The 21,508-nt window shown below is 52.6% G+C and carries 22 protein-coding genes and 6 tRNA genes; 26 read left to right on the forward strand and 2 right to left on the reverse strand.

Annotated features, from left to right (window positions below; genetic code table 11):
• Positions 1-22: 22 nt before the first annotated feature.
• The 11 genes from MCACP_RS02695 (at position 23) to MCACP_RS02745 (ending at position 5,778) form a co-directional block, all read left to right on the forward strand.
• Positions 23-631 carry a GerMN domain-containing protein gene (locus MCACP_RS02695; RefSeq protein WP_406677863.1) on the forward strand — a complete coding sequence of 203 codons (609 nt, stop codon included), beginning with the start codon at positions 23-25 and terminating at the stop codon, positions 629-631.
• A 159-nt stretch (positions 632-790) separates the two neighbouring features.
• Positions 791-2,701 (forward strand): N-acetylmuramoyl-L-alanine amidase, encoded by a 1,911-nt coding sequence (locus tag MCACP_RS02700; RefSeq protein WP_406678661.1) that lies wholly within the window; start codon positions 791-793, stop codon positions 2,699-2,701.
• 209 nt (positions 2,702-2,910) lie between these two features.
• On the forward strand, positions 2,911-3,717 hold the full coding sequence (gene murI / locus MCACP_RS02705) for a glutamate racemase (RefSeq protein WP_406677864.1): 807 nt from the start codon (positions 2,911-2,913) through the stop codon (positions 3,715-3,717).
• A gap of 18 nt (positions 3,718-3,735) precedes the next feature.
• The gene (gene rph, locus MCACP_RS02710; RefSeq protein ID WP_406678662.1) at positions 3,736-4,485 is read left to right on the forward strand and encodes a ribonuclease PH; all 750 of its coding nucleotides are present in this window, start codon (positions 3,736-3,738) and stop codon (positions 4,483-4,485) included.
• Complete coding sequence (locus MCACP_RS02715) at positions 4,478-5,092, forward strand: XTP/dITP diphosphatase (RefSeq protein ID WP_406677865.1); 615 nt, start codon at positions 4,478-4,480, stop codon at positions 5,090-5,092. Before rph ends, MCACP_RS02715 begins: the two co-directional genes overlap by 8 nt.
• Before the next feature lie 163 nt (positions 5,093-5,255).
• Positions 5,256-5,329: transfer RNA gene (locus MCACP_RS02720), tRNA-Gly, on the forward strand.
• 7 nt (positions 5,330-5,336) lie between these two features.
• A tRNA-Arg gene (locus MCACP_RS02725) sits at positions 5,337-5,413 on the forward strand.
• A gap of 20 nt (positions 5,414-5,433) precedes the next feature.
• Positions 5,434-5,510: transfer RNA gene (locus MCACP_RS02730), tRNA-His, on the forward strand.
• Positions 5,511-5,525: 15 nt separating this feature from the next.
• A tRNA-Gln gene (locus tag MCACP_RS02735) sits at positions 5,526-5,601 on the forward strand.
• Positions 5,602-5,609: 8 nt separating this feature from the next.
• Positions 5,610-5,685, forward strand: a tRNA-Lys gene (locus MCACP_RS02740).
• Positions 5,686-5,693: 8 nt separating this feature from the next.
• Positions 5,694-5,778 (forward strand) — tRNA-Leu (locus tag MCACP_RS02745).
• 232 nt (positions 5,779-6,010) lie between these two features.
• Here the strand turns inward: MCACP_RS02745 and MCACP_RS02750 are convergent.
• Both MCACP_RS02750 and MCACP_RS02755 read right to left on the reverse strand, forming a co-directional pair.
• Entirely contained in the window at positions 6,011-6,574 is a 564-nt protein-coding gene (locus MCACP_RS02750; RefSeq protein ID WP_406677866.1) for a hypothetical protein, read from the reverse strand.
• 29 nt (positions 6,575-6,603) lie between these two features.
• A complete protein-coding gene (locus tag MCACP_RS02755; RefSeq protein ID WP_406677868.1) occupies positions 6,604-6,861 on the reverse strand; it encodes a hypothetical protein in 258 nt (85 codons plus the stop codon).
• A 242-nt stretch (positions 6,862-7,103) separates the two neighbouring features.
• On the opposite strand from MCACP_RS02755, the gene MCACP_RS02760 reads away from it, so the two are divergent.
• The 15 genes from MCACP_RS02760 (at position 7,104) to garR (ending at position 21,452) form a co-directional block, all read left to right on the forward strand.
• A complete protein-coding gene (locus tag MCACP_RS02760; RefSeq protein ID WP_406677869.1) occupies positions 7,104-7,862 on the forward strand; it encodes a helix-turn-helix domain-containing protein in 759 nt (252 codons plus the stop codon).
• 188 nt (positions 7,863-8,050) lie between these two features.
• Positions 8,051-8,449 carry a DsrE/DsrF/DrsH-like family protein gene (locus tag MCACP_RS02765; RefSeq protein ID WP_406677870.1) on the forward strand — a complete coding sequence of 133 codons (399 nt, stop codon included), beginning with the start codon at positions 8,051-8,053 and terminating at the stop codon, positions 8,447-8,449.
• Positions 8,450-8,468: 19 nt separating this feature from the next.
• The gene (locus tag MCACP_RS02770; RefSeq protein WP_406677871.1) at positions 8,469-8,708 is read left to right on the forward strand and encodes a sulfurtransferase TusA family protein; all 240 of its coding nucleotides are present in this window, start codon (positions 8,469-8,471) and stop codon (positions 8,706-8,708) included.
• 121 nt (positions 8,709-8,829) lie between these two features.
• A complete protein-coding gene (locus tag MCACP_RS02775; protein ID WP_406677872.1) occupies positions 8,830-9,969 on the forward strand; it encodes an NAD(P)/FAD-dependent oxidoreductase in 1,140 nt (379 codons plus the stop codon).
• A 14-nt stretch (positions 9,970-9,983) separates the two neighbouring features.
• Positions 9,984-10,577 carry a DUF1641 domain-containing protein gene (locus MCACP_RS02780; protein WP_406677873.1) on the forward strand — a complete coding sequence of 198 codons (594 nt, stop codon included), beginning with the start codon at positions 9,984-9,986 and terminating at the stop codon, positions 10,575-10,577.
• 251 nt (positions 10,578-10,828) lie between these two features.
• Positions 10,829-12,109 (forward strand): nickel-dependent lactate racemase, encoded by a 1,281-nt coding sequence (larA, locus tag MCACP_RS02785; RefSeq protein ID WP_406677874.1) that lies wholly within the window; start codon positions 10,829-10,831, stop codon positions 12,107-12,109.
• A gap of 227 nt (positions 12,110-12,336) precedes the next feature.
• Positions 12,337-13,122, forward strand: coding sequence for an HpcH/HpaI aldolase family protein (locus tag MCACP_RS02790; RefSeq protein ID WP_406677875.1), 786 nt, complete (start codon positions 12,337-12,339; stop codon positions 13,120-13,122).
• A gap of 30 nt (positions 13,123-13,152) precedes the next feature.
• Entirely contained in the window at positions 13,153-14,052 is a 900-nt protein-coding gene (gene dapA, locus MCACP_RS02795) for a 4-hydroxy-tetrahydrodipicolinate synthase (RefSeq protein ID WP_406677876.1), read from the forward strand.
• Positions 14,053-14,070: 18 nt separating this feature from the next.
• Positions 14,071-15,042: a hydroxyacid dehydrogenase gene (locus tag MCACP_RS02800; RefSeq protein WP_406677877.1), complete on the forward strand. Its 972-nt coding sequence runs from the start codon at positions 14,071-14,073 to the stop codon at positions 15,040-15,042.
• Positions 15,043-15,124: 82 nt separating this feature from the next.
• Complete coding sequence (larA, locus tag MCACP_RS02805; RefSeq protein WP_406677878.1) at positions 15,125-16,396, forward strand: nickel-dependent lactate racemase; 1,272 nt, start codon at positions 15,125-15,127, stop codon at positions 16,394-16,396.
• 55 nt (positions 16,397-16,451) lie between these two features.
• Positions 16,452-16,904, forward strand: a complete 453-nt coding sequence (locus tag MCACP_RS02810) for a tripartite tricarboxylate transporter TctB family protein (RefSeq protein WP_406677879.1) — start codon at positions 16,452-16,454, stop codon at positions 16,902-16,904.
• A gap of 13 nt (positions 16,905-16,917) precedes the next feature.
• Positions 16,918-18,426, forward strand: a complete 1,509-nt coding sequence (locus MCACP_RS02815; RefSeq protein ID WP_406677880.1) for a tripartite tricarboxylate transporter permease — start codon at positions 16,918-16,920, stop codon at positions 18,424-18,426.
• A gap of 304 nt (positions 18,427-18,730) precedes the next feature.
• Entirely contained in the window at positions 18,731-19,555 is an 825-nt protein-coding gene (locus tag MCACP_RS02820) for a tripartite tricarboxylate transporter substrate binding protein (protein ID WP_406677881.1), read from the forward strand.
• Positions 19,556-19,687: 132 nt separating this feature from the next.
• Positions 19,688-20,476, forward strand: coding sequence for a hydroxypyruvate isomerase (hyi, locus tag MCACP_RS02825; RefSeq protein WP_406677882.1), 789 nt, complete (start codon positions 19,688-19,690; stop codon positions 20,474-20,476).
• Between the two features lie 85 nt (positions 20,477-20,561).
• Complete coding sequence (gene garR, locus MCACP_RS02830) at positions 20,562-21,452, forward strand: 2-hydroxy-3-oxopropionate reductase (protein WP_406677883.1); 891 nt, start codon at positions 20,562-20,564, stop codon at positions 21,450-21,452.
• The last annotated feature ends 56 nt before the right edge of the window (positions 21,453-21,508 follow it).

The raw sequence follows: 21,508 nt of genomic DNA on the forward strand, positions 1-21,508 counted from the left end.
AGGATTGAAAGGAGGGATTTTTTTGCGGGCAAGAAAATACTTGGCTGTTGCAGTGAGCTTGTTGCTTGTAGCTGCTTTGGTGAGCGGGTGCGGTATAATAGACAGATTGAGTGGCACGTCCCGGTCCCAGGTCCAGGTCCAGTTGCCGCCACCGGAAACCAGTACGCCGGCAACCGGGGCCGAGGAAAAGAAAGAAAGCACCAAAACTACCCAGGTTGTCCTCTATTTCAGCGATCCCACCGGGAATTACCTGGTGGCCGAGCAACGCACCATCCCGCTGGTGGGGGGTATTGCCCGGGCAGCCCTTGAGGAACTCATTAAAGGACCGGGGCCGGGTTCGCAGCTCCTGCCGACTATTCCCAAGGGGACGGTACTGAAAGATATCAACATCCGCCCCGACGGCCTGTGCCGGGTAGATTTCAGTAAAGAACTGGTGGCCAACCACAGCGGCGGTTCCCTGGGGGAAAGTTTAACCGTCTATTCCATTGTCAATACCCTGACCCAGTTTCCCTCGGTCAAACAGGTCCAGTTCCTGGTGGACGGCCAGTTTGTTAAAACTATTGCCGGCCATGTCGATGTTTCGACGGCCATAAGCCGCAATGAAAGCCTCATCAAAAAGGAAGCCCGGTAAGCAATGTCTAAAAATGTCAAGTTGGGGTGCCTTTCTGGGCACCATTTTTGTTTTTTCAACAAAAAATGGCGATGAAGGAAGGAAAGCACTGCGGCACAGCGAATAGTTATGGTAGCTGCAAAAATGGTAGCTGCAAAAAGAAAGGGGAAAGGAAGGGTGATGGACAAGCGTATACTTACGGGCCGGCGGGGTCTTTTATTGTTACTGCTGGTGTTAATGTACATATTAACATTGGGCTTGAAGGCCCTGCCGGCCACAGCTGGCCCCGGTGTTACCCTCATCCTTAACGGTACCCGGGTTGATCCGGCGGTACCGCCCTATATTGACGGCAACGGCCGCACCATGGTACCCCTGCGCTTTGTCATGGAGTATATGGGTGCCAGGGTGGACTGGGTAGAAAAAGAACAGGGTATTGTCGTTAGCCGGGGAACAACAACTTTAAAAATGTGGATTGGCAGCCGCCGGGCCTCTGTAAATGGCCAGGCCATCCTCCTGGATACCACCCCGGTTTTAAAAGGTGATACGACCATGGTGCCGGTCCGTTTCATATCCCAGGCCTTTGGCGGCCAGGTGGACTGGAATGCTGCCTCCCAGACAGTCAGGATCACCCTGGGGACAGTCCAGGATGCCAGCCAGGTGCGCCTGACGGGCAGCTATGTAAATATCCGGTCCGGCCCGGGGCTGGATTATAATATCATCGACGTCTTCCCCCGGGGGACGGTGCTAGGATTGCTAGGTGAAGCTTCCGGCTGGTATCGAGTACAGTTAAATGACGGCCGCCAGGGCTGGGTGTCAGCTGCCTATGCCGAGCCGGTCTATAATAATAACCCGCCGGGTAACGGCGGGCAGCCAGGCCAGAATCCGCCTCCGGGTGAAACTCAGCCGCCGGGGAAAAACCCGTCGCCCGGCGACGGCCAGCCGCCGGCCGGACAACCTCTGGGCCTGGCGGTTATCGGCAGCCGGCCGGTAGCAATCTTGGCCGGCCCAAGCCCGGTGGAAAAGCAGGTGGGTACGGCTGCCGCCGGCAGCAAACTGCCCATCTGGCAGCAAAAGGGTGACTGGTGGCAGGTGGAAATGGAAGACGGCCGGCGCGGTTGGGTGGCCAGCGCCCTCGCTTCTTTTGCGCCCTACGAACCGCCTGGAAGTCCGCCGGACAGCCGGAAGCCCGGCCTTCAGATTACCGGGGTAACAGTTGTGCCCGCAGGCAATACCCTCCAGGTCACCGTTAAAGCCACCGGGGTTTTTACTTATAAAACTTCCCGTTGGGACAATCGTCTGATTGTCGATGTGCCCGGCGCCGTCCTGGCCGTACCGGAAGGGCAGGAAACGGTGGAAGTAAACCGGCCCCCCCTGGCCAGGGTGCGCCTGGGTCAGTATACAGCGGATACCGCCCGCATCGTCTTTGACCTTAGCGGAGCCGCGCGGATGACCGTCCAGCCGGCTGCTGACAAAAGCGGGATGATCTTTCTTTTAGAAAAGCCTTCCCTAAAAGGAAGTAAGATTGTCATCGATCCCGGCCACGGCACCGATCCGGAAGGGCCCGACCCCGGGGCCATCGGCCCTACCGGAGTTAAAGAAAAGGACGTCAACCTGGCTATGGCCCAGAAGCTTGCCGCCCTGCTCCGGGAGGCGGGGGCCAGCGTTTATCTTACCCGTAATGGCGAGACCAGCCCTTATACCCTCTCGGGCCGGGCCTATTACGCCAATGATGTGGGCGCCGACCTCTTTATCAGCATCCATTCCAATGCATCCTATAGCCCCAGCGCTTCCGGCACGTCCACCTATTTCTATGCCCCGCCAGGTACGGCCCTGGGGCAGCAAAGGGAAGAACGCCGTCGCCTGGCTACAGCCATCCAGACCGCCCTGGTGGCAGCCATCGGAAGGAAAGACCTGGGTGTCCTGGAAGCCAATTTCGCTGTCTTGCGCAATACCAACATGCCCTCGGTGCTGGTAGAGACGGCTTTTATCTCCAACCCCACCGAAGAACAGCTCTTGAATAGCCCGGCTTTCCAGGCCAGGGTGGCGGAGGGTATTTTTAACGGGATCAGCGCCTACTTTAACGGTAGTTAATTTTACCGGCGGTCGGCCACGTAGAGGAGCCTGCAGCGACTTGCAGGCTCCATGCTTCTTTGTTACAATGGGGAAGCGGCAACGCGGTTGTCCATAGTTTCGCTGTTACTGGCGCAGGGGAATATAGACATTAACAGTTAAACTGCAAGCATATAATATGGAGTACTGCTCTTTTTAAAGATAAGGACCTTGATAAGGAGTTGAGGGCGGTGCAGCCCGTCCAGCCAGTGGGAGTTTTTGATTCCGGAGTTGGGGGTTTGACGGTAGCCCGGGAAATTACCCGGCAACTGCCGGCTGAGACAATTATTTATTATGGTGATACGGCCCATGTACCCTATGGTTCCCGAACTGTAGACGAGCTGATAGGTTTTGCCGATGCCATAGTCGGCTTTCTAATTGCGCAAGGAGCTAAGGCCATTGTTGATGCCTGCAACACTACCTCCGCCGTGGCCCTGCCTTACCTGCAAAAAAAGTACCATGTCCCGATTGTCGGCGTAATTGAACCTGGAGTCATAGAAGCCCTGCGGGCCACACGAAATGGCCGCATCGGCGTCATTGCCACCGAAGCCACTATCGCCAGCAATGCCCACCGGGCAGCCCTCCTCGCCCGTTCCCGGGAAGTCCAGGTTTTTACCCGGGCGTGTCCCAAACTGGTACCCATGGTAGAGGCCGGGCTGGTTTCCGGTCCCGAGGTAGAGGCAGCAGTGGCGGAGTATGTGAAACCTATGGTTGAGGCGGGAATTGATACCTTGATACTGGGGTGTACCCATTATCCCTTCCTGGCTCCAGTTATCCAGGAAGTGGCCGGCCCGGGGGTAACTCTAATCGATCCGGCGGCAGCTACGGTGCGGGAATTAAAGGAGGTGCTGGCCGCGGGCGGCGGCCTGAGGGGCGCCCACTGCTCCCAGGCCCACAGTTTTTTTGTCAGCGGTGATGCCCAAGCATTCAGTAATGTGGGGATGCAGTTGGTGGGCTGGCCGGAGCTTAAAAGCACCAGGAAACTGAAACTGGATTAAGGAGTAGCAACCATGGCCTTGACCAGAATAAAGGGGCGTAGTCCGCGGGAGTTGCGCCCGGTGACGATAGAACGACATTATCTTAAGTACGCTGAGGGTTCGGCCCTGATCAGCATAGGTGACACGCGGGTCATCTGCAGTGCCACCGTGGAGGAAAAAGTGCCACCCTTTTTACGCAACAGCGGCAGGGGATGGGTTACGGCCGAATATGCCCTGCTACCGCGGTCGACCCGGGAGCGGACTGTGCGGGAAGCGACCCGGGGCCGCCTCAGCGGCCGCACCCAGGAAATCCAGCGCCTGATCGGCCGGGCGTTACGCAGCGTCGTCGATACGGCGGTTTTAGGTGAAAGAACCATCTGGCTTGATTGCGACGTCCTCCAGGCCGACGGCGGTACCCGGACGGCAGCCATTACCGGCAGTTTCGTAGCCATGGCCGACGCCCTGGCCGGCCTGGTGGCGGCCGGGACCATACCCCGGCTGCCCCTCCAGGATTTCCTGGCGGCCGTCAGTGTAGGGCTCGTTGAAGGCGAGCTGCTGTTGGACCTGGACTTTGAGGAAGATTCCCATGCCAGTATTGATATGAATGTAGTTATGACCGGTTCCGGGCAGCTGGTAGAGATCCAGGGAACAGCGGAAAAACAACCCTTCAGCCGGGAGGAAATGGCCGCCATGCTCGATCTGGCCGGGGAAGGGATAGCGCGGTTGATTGCTATCCAGCGCCAGGTCCTGGGGCCCCTGGCGGACCAGGTGGGGACAGGCCATGAGTAGGATTGTTGTAGCTACAGGCAACGAAGGGAAGGCCAGGGAATTTCGGGAGCTCCTGCGGGGACTGGATGTTGCTGTGGCGACTTTAAAGGATTTTCCCGGTTTGGCCCTTCCCGAGGAAACAGGCAATACCTTTGCCGAAAATGCCACTCTGAAGGCGCGGATAGTGGCAGAAAGCACCGGGCTGCCGTCCCTGGGGGATGATTCCGGCCTGGAAGTAGATTTCCTTAAAGGGGCACCAGGGGTTTACTCCGCACGCTTTGCCGGCGAACCAACCGATGACCGGCGTAATAACATTAAACTGCTCCAGCTTTTAGCCGGTGTGCCTTGGGAAAAGCGTACGGCCCGTTTTCGCTGTGCCCTGGCCCTTGTTGTTCCGGGAGGGGACATTTACCTGGCTGAAGGCACAGTGGAGGGCTTCATTGCTTATGAACCAAAAGGTGATTATGGTTTCGGGTATGACCCCCTGTTTTATTTGCCTGAATATGGTAAAACCCTCGCCGAACTTGGGGAGGAGATAAAAAACAACTTCAGCCACCGCGCCCGGGCTGTACAGCACCTCTGGCCGGTTTTAAGCCGACTGTGGCCGGGCGATAAAGCAGGGGGATAAAAGATTTGACCATAAGAGCCGGCTCAAGCGGGTCCTGCACGGCGCTAAGGGCCGATTATAATAAATATTGCCCCGCAGGGGAAAAATATTAATGAATTTGCCCGTTAGTGGCAAAAACTGTTTTTGACTTCGAGCATTTTTTACGGTATAATATGCTTTGCGCGCGGGTGTAGCTCAATGGTAGAGCCCCAGCCTTCCAAGCTGGTTGCGTGGGTTCGATTCCCATCACCCGCTCCAGCATCAAGCGCCTGTAGCTCAGCTGGATAGAGCAGCGGCCTTCTAAGCCGCGGGCCGCAGGTTCGAACCCTGCCAGGCGCGCCAAAAAAGATTAGGAAGATATGGTGGGTGTAGCTCAGTTGGTTAGAGCACCAGGTTGTGGCCCTGGGGGTCGTGGGTTCGAGTCCCATCTCCCACCCCATTTTTTTATCCATGCTGGGGCGTAGCCAAGCGGTAAGGCAACGGACTTTGGATCCGTCATTTCGTTGGTTCGAATCCAGCCGCCCCAGCCAGTATATATGAGCCATTAGCTCAGTAGGTAGAGCACCTGACTTTTAATCAGGGTGTCCGGGGTTCGACTCCCCGATGGCTCACCATTTTTTTTGCGGGCGTGGCGGAACGGCAGACGCGCCAGACTTAGGATCTGGTGGGGCTCACCCGTGGAGGTTCAAGTCCTCTCGCCCGCACCAAACCCTAATAAAATAAAATCAAGGCTTTCCGGGTTTAAAGCCCGGATTTTTTCTTTACCTATGCGCAATAGACTTGCGCGGCTTTCGTTTTCGTTCTAGAGCCTTCAGGTAAGGGCGGGGGTCCAGGTTCTTCCCCTTTGCCGCCAGGATTTGGGGTGAGTGGCATGGGCCGCCTAACTCATGGCAAACTCCAGGGGGATGTTGCCGGCAATAGTCAAGAACCTAGAAAAGATTAATGTTCCAGTTGTCTTCTGAGGGTATTTATCTCTTCCAGATTCAGCCCCGTGGCTCTGATAATGGTGTTGACGTCGACGTTAAGCAGGAGTAAGTTTTTGGCTACTTCTAACTTTCCTTCTAACTTTCCTTGCAATAGAGTTTCTTGCTTCATTTCATCCAGAGCCATTTCCAGGTTGCTAATCATCTGTTCCACCTCCATGGGATTGTTGGCATCCAGGATGGAGTCCACTTTTGCCTGTACGCCGGGAGGCATTTTAGGTTTGATAATGTGTTTCAGCCAGGTTGTTATATGACGGAACTCATCGGGAGTCATGGTCTTTATTGCTCCAGCCAGTTTTTGGAGGCGCATTACTAGCGTTTCCGGCCTGGCTTTTTGGTCCAGTAAAAATATGCTAGCGATTACATTGGCAGCTTTGATAAGGTCTTCTTCGCTGTAGCGATTGACATCAAACAGGGTCTTCAGCAGTTCAAGGAACACCCTTTTGTCGGCCAGGAGCTGCCTGTAACCCTTGTCGTGGGGGTGGTGGGAAGGCCGGGGTTTCCATTCATTTTCCGGCACAGGAACACCTTCTTCCAGATGTAATTATATCATATTTTTGGGACAGTTAGGGATGTCGCCTGGAAGATGGCTTTTTCCCTGAAACGATTTTTCAATTGGGCGTAAGGCCGGTCCAACCAGGCGTGTTTTTTGCGCCCGGCTTGGCGGTATCTTCCGCGGCCGATGCCGGGGAAAAGGAAATCAAGTACTTTTCCTAACAGTGGGCGAATGATCTCTGACAGGGGGATATCATGTACGGCCCTTACCTTATCGCCTTTATCGACGACGCCTCGCGCCTGATTACCCACGCCCAGTTCTTCTGGGAACAGGATTATACCGCTGTGCAGATGACCCTTGGTTCCCTATGTGCTTTGCTATATTGTTTATTTCCCAGATTGCAATATAATATTTGCGTAAGGTTAAAATGAACGCATAAGATCCGAGAGGTTATTAGCGTAAAATGGAATAACTTCTTTTGAGGCTTAAACGGATCTCTTATATGAGGTTTGGCAAAAAATCTAAGGCGGTTACCACCAAAGGAGCAATTACGATGGAAATAGGTTCTACCATCAGGCATTTCCGTGAAGAAAGGGGTTATACCCTGGACGACCTGGCTGGCAGGGCGGGGATTTCCCCTTCATATTTAAGTGAAATCGAAAGAGGGCATAAGCGTCCCTCCCTCAAAACCCTGGATAAAATTTGCACTGCCCTCAATATTCCCAGGGAAACCCTTATACCCGCCGAAAACAGTGTCAGCCTGGGAGATAAAATCCGGATGGTGCGCCAGGAAAAAGGGTATTCCCTCAAGGAACTGAGCGCGAAAACAGGTATTTCTTTCACATATTTAAGCGAAATTGAAAGGGGTGTCCTGCACCCTGCCGCCGATACTTTGAACAGAATTGCTGCAGCACTAGAAGTTCCTCTGTCCCTGCTGGTAAGCCATACAGAAAACTGGATCGGTAAAAAACTCAAAGATGTCCGCGAATCCCTGGGGCTTACCCAGAGCGCCCTGGCTGCCCAGGCCGGTCTATCGCCGGCTTTGATCGGGCAGATTGAAGCAGGGAAAGTGCAGCCTTCCCTTAATACCATTGAAAAAATAGCCAGGGCCCTGGGAATTTCCCCTTGCTATCTGCTTGTAGCCCGTGACCAGCTGGAAGAAATGCTGGCTTCCATGGGTCCGGATTTAAGGGAACTGCTGCTGAACGAGAACGTGCAGGCAGTACTCAGGCAGATCTGTTATTTAAATGACAAACAGCTGCGCTTTCTCTTGAAATTTATAGAGGTATTTAAACAGGCCCAGCTGGAGTAATTTTTTTTACCCTGTTCTTCGCAATAAATATTTTTTGCGAAAAAAATTTAAAGCATGGGAGGAAATTTTTCTTTGCTGGCGAATATTATTTTATTGGAGGTGGTAAGCAGGCGGCTTCAAAAGGCAGTTTGCAAAAATAACAACTAGTTCAAGACCGGGTATAAACAAAATTGAAAGGAGAATTATCCATGGAACAACCCAAACTGTCCGTCATCCTCCTCTCGGGAGAACTGGAAAAGTTACAAGCAGGTTGCCTGGTAAGCTCAGTCGCTTCCATGTCGGGGATGGAAGTCAACGTTTTCGTAACTATGGAGGCGTTAAAGGCTTTTCGCAAAGATGTAATCAGTGCCAGGGAGTTTAAAACCGCCGGTGAGATAGGCCGGGAAATGCTCAATAAAAATGTGGACCTTTTTTACCAACTGCTGGAAAATGCAAAAGACATGGGTAACCTCAAGGTATACGGCTGCGCCATGGCCATGGATTTGATGGAGTGGAAGAAGGAAGATCTCATCGATATTTTTGACGACGTAATCGGCGTTACGGCATTTCTGGGTAAAGCAGCCGGCAGCCAGGTCATTGTAATGTAAGTTAACTTGGAGGGATAACATGGTTGAAGTTAATATCACCAAAACCATAGATGCCCGGGGATCTTATTGTCCCGGACCGTTGATGGAACTGGTAAAGGCGATTAAGCGCGGTCAAATAGGGGACGTATATGAATTGTTGTCCAGTGATAACGGCTCGGCCAAAGATGTACCGGAATGGGTGAACAAAATGGGACACGAGCTTGTCTACTGCCGGGAAGACGGGGATTTCTGGCGCATTGCTGTCAGGAAAACAAAATAACTGCTGGCCGGATGTTAACGACCGGAGGGGGCGCAGGTAACTAAAGTTTAATTCCCTGCGCCCGCTCCGACTAGTCTTTTACTATAAGCTTACGGCTGTATTTTCAAGGGAGTGTCGTACGATGAGCAGGCGCATTATCATTGTCGGCGGCGGCGTGGCCGGCACCATGGTGGCCAACCGGCTGGCAAAATCTATGGAAAATGAAGTTTATAACGGCGAGCTGGAAATAGTATTGATTGGTGATACCCGCCGGCATATTTACCAGCCGGGCTTTCTGTTCATGGCTTTCAATGAAGGCTTCCTGGAGCAGTTTACCAGGGAAGAGAGATATTTGCTGCATCCCAAGGTAAATTTCGTTATGGACGCAGCGCGCCGTATAGATGTTGACAGGAAAAGGGTTATTACCGGCAAGCAGTCATTTGACTACGACTTTCTGGTTATAGCCACGGGGTCATACCCCGACATGGATTCAGTACCCGGCCTGGCGGCAGGCGGCCACACCTTCTATACACCGGAAGGCGCGGAGAAGTTACGTCATGAAATATTGAATTTCCAGGGCGGCACCCTGCTGGTGACCATCGACGTACCCCATAAGTGCCCGGTGGCACCCCTGGAGTTTATTTTTATGGCCGATGATTACTACCGGGAAGCCGGTATCCGCAACAAAGTGCAACTAAAGTACACTTACCCTATCGGCCGCGTTCATTCCCTGGAGCCCGTCGCTGAATGGGCTGTGAAAGAATTCACAAAGCGCGATATTGAATATGAAACCTTTTTTAACCTGGAAAGGGTTGACCCCGAAAAGAGAATTGCCTACAACATGGACGGTTCCGAGCACCCCTATGATTTGCTGATTGCGATCCCGGCCCACCGGGGGGCCAGAGTCATTAGCGAGTCTGGTCTGGGCGATGAAGACGGCTTTATCCCCACCGATCGTTACAGTTTAAAGATGGAAGGGCAGGATTGTGTCTATGTGATCGGCGATGCCACTGACCTGCCTGTCAGCAAAGCTGGTTCAACCGCCCACTATGAAGCTGACGTAGTCGTTAAAAATTTGATTAGTGAATTAAAGGGGTTGCCGCCCACCCATCGTTATAATGGTAAGGCGTTTTGTTTCATTGAGACCGGGTTAAATGAGGCCACTTATATCACCTTCAATTATAAGCAACCGCCGCAGCCGGTGCCGCCTTCAGAGATGCTGCACTGGTTCAAGCTCTCTTACAATGAAATGTACTGGTTATCTGCCCGGGGGATTTTATAAGGGGGGAAGGAAGGATGGCCCAACCTGCCAGGAAAATCACGGGGTCTACTAGTATAGAGCCGGAACTACCTGAACGCTCCCGGGAAATTTTAGGCCTAATCAGCGCTGGTATGGACTCCCTGGAGCCTTCAGTCGTCCAGAATATAGCTGCCAATTTAGCCCGGCTTGGTGAAGTGGTCGATGAATTCAACCGCCCGGAAATGCTGGAACTCTTCCGGGAGGTAGCCAGGGCCGGCAGCAACCTCCGCAGCTTAGTCGCAGAAATAAGAGAGCTGCAGGAAACGGGGACGATGACTACCTTGCTGGAGCTTGGGAGAATGGCCCAGGCTATGAAGGATTCCTTAACAGCCGGCGTGGTCACGGGGATTTTACAGCAGGCTGTTAATGCTTTATCCATGTTGGACCGGATACAAATGCTTCAGGGAGACAGGCTCGTGACGGGTATGATCGCCGCTATGCAAGAGGCCATTAAAGAGAATAAGGATAAATCCCCGCAAAGCGTATTGAGCCTGTTGCGGCAATTAAACAAGCCGGAGGCCCGGAAAGGCCTTAGCATCTTCGCTTCTTTCCTACAAAAGCTTCCATCGCATCTTGATTTTACCAATTAACCCTCGTTAACCAAGCTGCCGCCGGGCAGCTTTTTTATTGCGCCTGCCAGGGCTGCCCGGTTACTAATTTTTTGCTAAAAAATAAATCAACAGCAGGAATTTTAGTGCTGAGAGCGCATAGTTATAAAGAGACTGACACAAGCTTCTTAATGTTGATAACTACTTTAGCATTTATCAACTGAGTAAAGATCGTGTATCAAGACAAACTCATTATTCTAAGGGGTAATGGTGATAAGTCTATGGAAATTCAAATGCCATACGGATCCAGTTTTCTATCCATTGAAGTCCCGGAACAAAATATCATTGGTATCCTGGAACCGCCATCATCGATGCCATCAATTGATGTGGACGTGGCAATCAAAGATGCTTTAGCCTGCCCCGTCGGTGCCAAGCCTCTCGGTGAACTGGCCCGCCAGGGTATGAAAGTTAGCATTGCCATTTCCGACGCTTCCCGGCCCAATATTGAGAAATGGATCCTGCCGGTAGTATTTGAGGAACTAAACGAAGCGGGAATTAAAGACGAAGACATCACGGTTATTGTGGGTACGGGCTCCCACCGGCCGGCGACTACGGAAGAAATTGCCGCCATGGTGGGGGACAAAGTTAACAGCGTGCGCGTCATCAATCACTTTTCCGATTCTAGCCCCCTGGTGGACCTGGGCCGGACTTCTGGAGGTTATCCGGCCTTAGTAAATCGCTATTTTTATGAAGCCGACCTCAAGATCGCCCTGGGCACGATTTTACCGCACCCCATCGCCGGTTACAGCGGCGGCGGCAAGGCCATAGCCGTAGGGCTTTCCGCAAGCGAAACTATCAGCAGCATCCATACCCCGGCCACCCTGGACGACCCGCGCACCGGCCTGGGCAAGGTCGAGGGCAACCCCTTTATCCAGTTCGGCTATGATGTGGCCCGGTTGGCAGGCCTGGATCTGTTAATAAACGCCGTAGTTAATGAAAAAGAAGAGATTATTGACATCATTTGCGGCGAGGTGGAGCTGGCCCACCGGACCCTGATCGAACGTTCGGCACGTAAGGTTTATGAAGTCCGCTTCCCCGCTCCGGCCGATATCGTAATCGTTGCTGCCGGCCATCCCAAGGATAACAACCTGTACCATGTGGCCGCCGAAGCCCTTGGGGTAGTGGCCGGCAATGGCGTCCAGTACCCCTGCGTTAAAAAGGGGGGGACGATAATCGTCGTTTCTCCCATGGCCGAGGGGATATATAATAAGACGATGTTTGCCTCTTTAAGCAAGGCGAAACCGGCAGAGGTGGTGCGGGAACTAAAGACGGCAAAAATAGACCGGCCGGGGATGCACCGCGCCTACGCTACGGCCCAGATCCTCTGCGACTATGAGGTTATCTTTGCTGAAACGAAGTTAGACCCGGAAATTACGCGCAGGGTGCATATCAAGCCCATGGCCACTGTGGCTGCGGCCCTGGAATACGCCCTGGCCAAGCACGGTCCCCAGGCCAGCATCCTGGTAGTGAAAAATTCTCACAGGCTGGTACCAGTTCTGGCGGGTGAAAGTTAGCAAAGAGATTACCTTAACAAAATATATAGGTTAAAATTTTACAGAACTGTGGCCGTGCAGGTAAAAGCAACGGCCGCTTTCCTTTTTTTATGCCTATAACAGGCCATAAAATAAAAAAATTTTTCCGGTCAAGAAGGAATTTTGCCATCAATGACGAATAGATAAAATAGACAGACACATCAAATCACAAAATAATAAAGTGATCTCATGGTAAGGAGCTGACCTTTGTGCGGGAGAACAAAGTAAAAAAAGCCCTGGCCAATGGCGAAGTAGTTATCGGCACCATGATCTCCGAGGTCCGGGGGCCGGGCATTATTACCATGTTGGCTACGGCCGGCTATGATTTCGTCTATATTGACATGGAACATTCCTCTTACAGCATCGAAACCGTGGCCGACATGATAGCCGTCTCCAAAGCCGCTGATATCGTGACAATTGTCAGGACGCCGGGTTTGTCGCGCTTGGCTCTGTCCCGGCCCCTTGATGCCGGGGCGGAGGGGCTCTTAATCCCCCAGGTAGAGAGCGTAGAAGAAGTAAAGAAAATTGTTGAGTACACCAAGTATTATCCCCTGGGGGAGCGCGGCATGGCCCTGCGGCGCGCCCATTCCAACTTTGCTCCGGTGAAAACGGCCGACTATATTAAGCTGGCCAACGAGCAGACGCTAATAGTCATCCAGATCGAGAGCGAAACGGCCATACGCGACCTGGAAAGGCTCGTAAGCGTGGAAGGAGTGGATGCAGCCTTTATCGGGCCCGCTGACCTTACCCAGTCCTACGGCATACCTGGCCAGACAGTAGACCCGCGGATTACCGCCGCCCTTGAACGCTTTATCCGCGTCTGCAATGACCACGGCGTGGCGCCGGGCATTCACGTCTATGACATGGATAGCGCTAAAAGGTGGATCGACGCTGGTATGAGGCTGATAGCCTACTCCAACGATATCAGCATGATCGTGGATACGGGCCGCAGGTATACTGCCGAATTGAAAGAATATGTCGCCTCAAAGTGCTAGCTACAATGCTAAATAATGGGGGTAAATACAATGGCAAAATTTGTGCCCAGGGGCATCATCCCGGCCATGGCCACGCCCACCGACGAGTGGGGTAATATTAATGAGGGCGCGCTGCGCAAGCTGGTCAATCATTTAATCGCCGGCGGGGTACATGGCCTTTTCCCGGTAGGCAGCCAGGGCGAATTTTTCGCTCTGACATTTGAGCAAAAGAAAAAGGTAATTGAGATAGTCATCGATGAAACCCGCGGTCGCGTTCCTGTTTACGCCGGCACGGCGGCCCTGACAACGAAGGAAGCTATAGAAACTACTAAGATGGCCCGCGACCTGGGTGTTGACGCCGTGTCCATCCTGACGCCTTTTTTCACCAACCTGAGCCAGAAGGAGGTTATCGGGTTTTACCTGGACATAGCCCGGGCCGTCCCCGACCTGCCGGTATTGCTTTACTCCAATCCGGGCAGGACCAAGGTGCCTATTGCGGTAGAAACCGTCAAAGAGCTGGCCGCTGTAGACAACATTGTCGGCATCAAGGATTCCAGCGGCGATATGACCCTTACGGCCGAATATATCAGGGTCACGCGGGATATGGATTTTTCTGTCCTGGCCGGCCGGGACACCCTCATCTATGCCACCCTCTGCTACGGCGGTACAGGATCCATTACGGCCACGGCCAACGTGGAACCCCGCCTGGTGGTAGAAATTTATGAAGCCTTTATGGCTGGCGATCACCGGCGCGCCCTGGAGGCCCAGTACCGCCTGGCACCGCTGCGCCTGGCCTTTGAACTGGGCACTTTTCCCGTGGTAATCAAGGAAGCCTTAAACATGATCGGCATCGACGCGGGTAAAGCCATCCGGCCCGTTGGTCCCCTGACGGAAGAAAACCGGGCTCGCCTGCGCCGGGTGCTGCAGGATATGGGCGTAGTAAAAGCATAGGGTGGTGCGAAAGGTCATATGAAGAAGAAAGTCTTGATCGTCCAACCGATCCACGAAAGCGGCCTCAAGGTATTTGACGACCGATTTGAGGTGCGGGTCGCTCCCGACCCGTCGGTAGAAACAGTTAAACGCGAGATCAAAGGTGTGGAAGGCGTTATCGTGCGCACGGCACCTTTCACCAGGGAAATAATTGCGGCTGCCGACAGCCTGAAGGTCATTGCCCGTCATGGCGTGGGCGTGGATAACATTGATATTCAAGCTGCAACGGAAAGGGGGATCCTGGTACTCAATACACCGGATGCCAACGCAGTATCCGTTGCGGAGCATACCCTTACCGCCATAGGTGCCCTGGCCAAGAGAGTGCTCCCTATGGACCGGGCCACCCGCCGGGGCGACTGGGAAGTGAGGAATGAATACAAGGCTGTGGACCTGGACGGCAAAGTGCTGGGTCTGATAGGTATCGGCAGGATTGGGACGCTGGTGGCCAGGAAGGCTATCGCCGCCTTCAACATGCAGGTAATCGCCTACGACCCTTATGTCCGGCCCGAAGTCGCAGCCCGAAATAGCATCACATTGTATCACGAACTGGACCGGGTCTTCCGGGAAGCCGACGTGGTATCCATTCACACCCCCCTAACGGCTGAGACCAGGGGCCTGGTAAATGAGGCCAGGCTGGCCCTGATGAAGCCTTCGGCCTTCCTGGTGAACTTTTCCCGCGGCGGTGTGGTGGATGAAGAAGCCTTGTATTACGCCCTTAAAGAGGGGCTTATAGCCGGCGCGGCCCTGGATGTTTTTGCTGATGAACCCCCGCGGCATGATAATCCCTTGTTGCAACTTGATAATGTCCTCCTTTCGCCCCACAGCGCCGCCCTAACGGAGGAATGCGTTGTCAGGATGGCCACCGGCGCGGCCCGGGGGGTAGTAGATGTACTTACTGGTAAAAGGCCACAATTTGTGGTTAACCCGGAAGTTTTAAAGAATGAGGTCTAATCTGAAGGGCACTGGGCCTTAAGAGGGTTATATTGCAGCACAATAGACGTGGCAGGTCGACTTCAAGGAGGGTAATTTATTTGTGGCCAGGTATTCCGTCCCCAACGGTAAAAAAATGGTGGAATTTGAGATACCAGATGGCGTTGATGTGACTGTAGTTGCGTCCCGGAAGCTGCCGGTGCTCCCCGACGCGGAACGGGCGATAAGGGAGGCTGTCGCCAACCCCATTGGCAGCCGGCGTCTGCAGGCTATGGTGCAACCGGGGCAGAAGGTGGCAATAATCGTTACCGATATTACCCGGAAACTACCGGAGGACATTATCCTGTCGGTTTTAATAGAGGAACTGCTGGCCGGCGGTATCAGCCTGGATGATATTACCGTAGTGGTGGCTACCGGGACCCACAGGCCCAATAGCCGCGAAGAGCTGGTTGACATGTTTGGCGAGGAAAACGTCACCCGCCTGCACTTCGTCAACCACAACGCCTGGGATAAAGAAGGACTGGTTTATTTAGGCAAATCGCGGAGAGGCATACCGCTGGTAGTCAATAAATATGTAGCCGCAGCAGACATTAAAATCTCCACCGGGGTTATCGAAACCCACCTCCTGGCAGGTTACAGCGGCGGCGTAAAAAGCGTGGCCGTCGGTGTGGCGGGGGCGGAGACAATCGCGGCCACCCATAATTATCAAGTAATGGCCGAAACCCGTTTGGGGGTAGTTGAAGGCAACACTTTCCGGGATTTTTTAACTGAGGCCACACTGGCTATAGGATTGGACTTTATCGTCAATGTAGTCCAGACCGGCAATAAAGAATTGGTACGGGTGGTAGCCGGGGACCCGGTGGCGGCTTTCCTGGAAGGAGTTAAAACAGCGCGGGCTATGTATGAGGTGGAGATCGATCACCAGGCAGATATTGTCATTGCCGGCGTAGGCTACCCCAAAAACCGCGATCTCTACCAGGCTACCAGGGCGGCCAACACTTCTGTCTTCGGCCCCCGACCGGTGGTGAAAAAAGGCGGGGTGATCATCATCCCGGCCAGCTGTGAAGACGGCTTCGGCCACCCCGGCTACGTAGACTGGATGGCCGGTTCCAGGGGACCAGATGATATTATCGAACATGCTAAAAACAAGGGTTTTGCCCCGGGAGATCAAAAAGCGCTGATTCTGGCCTGGATACTGAAACAGGCGCGGGTTGTGATAACGGATTGCCAGATCCCCAAGGAAAAACTAAAGCAATTAAACCTGGAAACAGCAAGCACTGTAGAGGAAGCGGTAAAGATGGAACTCAGGAACAATCCTGGTGCCAGGATAATTGTCAGCCCTGATGCTCTATTGACTTTACCAATAATTGCTTAATAAAGCCAGGTTACCTTTTTGAATGATAAACCTTCAGAAGGGAGGTTTTTGGGCTTTGCAAAAGCATTTAAGAATTGCCGGGGTTTTCATAATAATTATCGGAATAGCTGTCATGATTAATTCCTATACAGAACTAAAACTTGGTGATTTTCATCATCCTGACTCCGGCTTTTTACCGTTTTGGTTTGGATTAGCCCTTGTATTTTTTAGCTCCTTGCTGGTTTTGCAGAATCTAAAAACTATTGACGAATCTGTTCCCTTTTGGAAAAAGGGGCAATGGATAAAGCCTTTAATAGCAGTGCTGAGCGTCCTGGTTTACGGGATGATAATGGAACTGGCGGGGTATCTTCTATCTACTTTGCTATTCTTTTTGACCTGGCAGGCTATCATCGAAAGAGAAAGATTGGTAAAAACTATTTCCATATCTATATTAGGCACCATCGTTATGTATCTTATCTTTGAACGTTGGCTGGGAGTACCTCTCCCCCAGGGAGTACTTGGCTTGTAAAGGGGGTTAACATGTGGAAATCTTTCAAGGTTTAATTAATGGTTTTTCAATTGCCGTAACAGTCAATAACTTGTTGTACGCCTTTTTGGGCTGCCTTTTGGGAACAGCGGTCGGTGTCTTGCCAGGTCTCGGTCCGGCAGCCACAATATCGTTGCTCCTCCCTATCGTTTACAAAATGGGTTCACCGGCGACAGCTATTATTTTCATGGCTGGTATTTATTACGGTGCGATGTATGGCGGGTCGACGACCTCTATTCTCTTGAACCTGCCCGGTGAGGCGGCTTCGGTTGTTACGTGCATTGACGGCTATAAAATGGCCTTAAAGGGTCGGGCGGGAGCTGCTCTGGGTATTGCCGCTATTGGCTCATTTATAGCAGGGACGGTCGGAGTCATCGGGCTAACCTTCGTCGCACCACCGCTGGCCGAATTCGCTCTGCGTTTTGGGCCTCCGGAATACTTTTCCCTTACTCTGGTAGGGCTTTTACTAGCTGTGTTTCTTTCGGGTTCTTCCCTCATAAAGGGGCTTATTACCCTCGTCATAGGCCTGTTATTGGCCAGCGTTGGCCTGGACCCGGTCACGGGAAAGGTCCGGTTTAGTTTTGGTATTATCGGGTTGCAGAGCGGCTTTGATTTTGTTACCCTTGCCATGGGTGTTTTTGGGTTGGGGGAAATATTCTATAACCTCGAACAAACCCTAAAAAGTGAAGTTGTCACTAAAAAGATCGGAAATACATTTCCTACCCTCAAAGATATTGCAGAATCAAAATGGGCAATAATTCGCGGTTCTATAATAGGCTTTTTTACCGGTATTCTTCCCGGCGGCGGTTCGGTAGTAGCTTCGCTAACCTCCTACGCGGTGGAAAAGAGATGCTCTAAATATCCAGAAGAATTTGGCCAGGGACATATTTGTGGGGTGGCCGGACCCGAATCAGCCAACAATGCCGCTTCCAGCGCCTCATTTATTCCCCTGTTGACGCTGGGTATACCTGCTAACGCTTCTATTGCCATGATCTTTGCTGCCCTAATGATCCAGGGCATAACACCCGGTCCCTTCCTGGTAAAAGAGCATGCAGATGTTTTCTGGGGTGTAATAGCTTCTATGTACATCGGTAATGCCATGCTATTAGTCCTTAACCTGCCCCTTGTCGGACTTTGGGTGCAATTGCTCAGAGTGCCATTTGGTATACTTGCTCCTATAATTGTAATGTTTACCAGCGTGGGTGTTTATAGTATAGCCAATGATACCTTCAGTATTTATAGCCTTCTCTTCTTTGGCCTCCTGGGTTATCTTTTCAGGAAACTCGACTTTGAACCAGGCCCCCTGCCCATGGCCTTTGTCCTGGAACCAATCATTGAAAATTCCCTACGGCAGTCACTCCTGATGTCGCAGGGCAGTATGACTATTTTTCTTACAAGGCCCATTTCAGCTATCCTGTTAGCCATATTTTTTGTTCTGGTAGCCGCTCAAGTTTTAAAGAAACTTCGTTCAGTAAAGAGAACGAACGGAGTAGCGCTATCTTAAATATCGAGGCCAGCTCCGGTTTTAACTACCTTAATACGGAGGCTATCTACGGGAATAGTCCTGTTTAAAGTTAACGATAATGTAAAAGGAGGTCAAAATGATGCATCGCAAAATAAGATGGGCACCTGTTTTTCTGGTAGTAGCGTTAATTGCGGCGCTACTCCTGAACGGCTGTGGTAAAACCTCCCAGCCGGACACCAAGGAAACAAAGGAAACGGCGCAAAAGTCCAATTTCCCAACCAAGCCCATTAACCTTATTGTTCCCTATGCTGCTGGCGGTTCAACAGACGTGCTGGCGCGGGCGGTGGAGAAAGTCTGGCCGAAGTATTCTTCCCAGCCTGTGCTAATCATTAATAAAAGCGGCAGCGGTGGTGTAGAAGGCAGAGAATATGTTGCCCGTTCTAAGCCAGACGGGTATACACTATTGGTAGGCTATGGGTCAGGGGAAGATTTGGTCATGCCTCAGACCCAGAAAGTACCGTACGACGTATTTAAAGATTTCATTCCAGTAAGCAGGTTATCCATTCATTCGGTGGTAGTTGCTGTACCGGCCAATTCCCAATTTAAAACCCTGCGCGATATTATTAACTGGGCCAAGAAAGAAAATAAACCTGTAACTGCTGCTGTTTCTACAGCAGCAGGTGCTGTAGACATTGTGATGCGTGGTATTGGCAAGGTGGCCGGTATTAATGTGACACCCATACCGCATTCAGGGGGCTCTCAGGCACTTACCACCCTGGTAGGCGGCCAGACCGTTATGGGCGGCGGCCATCCTTCGGAGGTTATGCCGCATATTAAGGCCGGGCGCCTGCGTCCAATAGCTGTGGCCTTGCCGGAGCGCGATCCCGCCCTCCCTGAGGTGCCCACTTTAAAAGAAGAGGGTATTGATTTTTATACATGGGGCTCGGTCAAAGGCGTGGCGGCTCCTGCAGGCACACCGAAAGAGGTTGTCGCTTACCTGGCTGACGTTTTCAAAAAAATCTCCGAAGATCCCGATTTTAAAAAGTCAATGGCCGAGTTACAACAACCCATTATGTACCTTGGGCCGGAGGAATTTGGTGACTTTATGCAAAAAGCATATGCTGACTACGGCAAATTGCTAAAGGATCTCAATTTAACTTCGAAATAGTTTAAAAGAAGACTACTCCCGTAGATAGCTTTTAGGTAATATTATTTAGTAATATAAATTAGCCGTGATATATAAATCCAGCATAGGTTGGTAGACTTCTAATTAATTTTAGCTCAGGGAGGAAATTTTGGGATGCCAAAATTCGCCGCCAATCTGACCATGCTGTTTACGGAAGTGCCTTTCTTGGAGCGCTTTAAGGCCGCGCAGGAAGCAGGCTTCAAAGCAGTGGAGTTTCTTTTCCCGTATGAACAGAGCATAGACGCGGTTAAAGGGGCAGTGGAAGAAAACAACCTTGAGGTGGTGCTCTTCAACCTGCCCGCCGGCGACTGGTCCGCCGGCGAACGCGGCATTGCCGCCAACCCGCAGCGGAGGGAAGAATTCCGTGAAGGGGTGAAGCGGGCGGTGGCCTGGGCCCGGGCCTTAGGCGTGCCGCGGCTGAACTGCCTTGCCGGCAAGAGGTTAGACGCCTACACTTTTGCAGAGCAGTGGCAGGCGCTGGTAGACAACGTCCGCTATGCGGCTGGAGTTCTGGGAGAATATGGTTTAAACCTCATGGTGGAACCCTTAAACCATTACGACGTACCGGGTTTCTTACTTAACACGACCGGACAGGTTTTGCAACTACTTGCCGAGGTTGACATGCCCAATGTTTATTTACAGTACGACATTTATCACGCCCAGAAAGAAGAAGGAAATCTGACGGTTATCCTGCGCGAGCAGCTGGCGAAGATCGGCCACATCCAGATCGCCGACAACCCCGGCCGGCACCAGCCGGGCACGGGCGAGATTAATTATCCTTTCCTGCTGCGGGAGCTGGACAACCTGGGTTATAAGGGGTATGTGTCCCTGGAATACATTCCGGTGCCGGACACCCGCCGGTCTTTAGATTGGGTGGCAGCGTACGGATACAGCCTGGGTTAATCTGGCAATGCGTCAGCGCCTTTGAAGATGGTGGCGCCTGGTGGTATTAAAAGCTGGCAAAAATCTTAGGGAAAGGGGTAAAAAGATGAGTAAAATTGGCTTCATAGGACTGGGCATCATGGGCAAGCCCATGAGTAAAAACCTGCTGAAGGCTGGCTATGAGCTGGTAGTATATGATATTATTAAAGAAGCAGTAGACGATGTAGTGGCCGCCGGTGCGGAACCGGCTGCCTCCTGCCGGGAGGTTGCCGAACGCTGCGATAAGTTTATCACCATGCTGCCCAATTCCCCCCACGTCAGGGAGGCTGTCCTGGGGCTGGACGGCTTGCTTGAGGGCGCTCGCCCCGGATCCATCTTGATCGATATGAGTTCCATCGACCCAATGGTCAGCAGGGAAATAGCCGGCAAGCTGGCTGAAAAGGGCGTGCGCATGCTGGATGCACCGGTGAGCGGCGGTGAACCCAAGGCCATCGACGGCACTTTGTCGATAATGGTCGGAGGTAAGCAAGAAGACTTTGATGAATGTTATAATATATTAAAGGCCATGGGTTCTTCCGTAGTCCGCGTCGGTGACATAGGCGCCGGCAATGTAACCAAGCTGGCCAACCAGATCATCGTCGCCCTGAACATCGCCGCCATGTCCGAAGCCCTGGTCCTGGCCACCAAAGCCGGTGTCGACCCGGAACTGGTCTACCAGGCTATCCGCGGCGGTCTGGCCGGCAGCACAGTGCTGGACGCCAAGGCGCCCCTGGTGCTGGCCGGGCAGTTCAAGCCCGGTTTCCGGATCAACTTGCATATCAAAGACCTGGCCAATGCTCTGTCGGCCGGGCATGAAGCAGGGGTGCCCCTGCCCCTGACGGCGACGGTTATGGAAATTCTCCAGGCCTTGAAGATTGACGGTCTGGGAGACGCCGACCACGGGGCCATCATTCGCTTCTACGAGAAGCTGGCACAGGTTGAGGTAAGAAAGCACTAAACGCGGGAAGTTATTTTGGAAGGTCCAGGCCACGCCTGTAAGCCGCCTGGACCTTA

This window comes from Neomoorella carbonis (assembly GCF_045278715.1).
Taxonomy (GTDB): domain Bacteria; phylum Bacillota; class DSM-521; order Neomoorellales; family Neomoorellaceae; genus Neomoorella; species Neomoorella carbonis.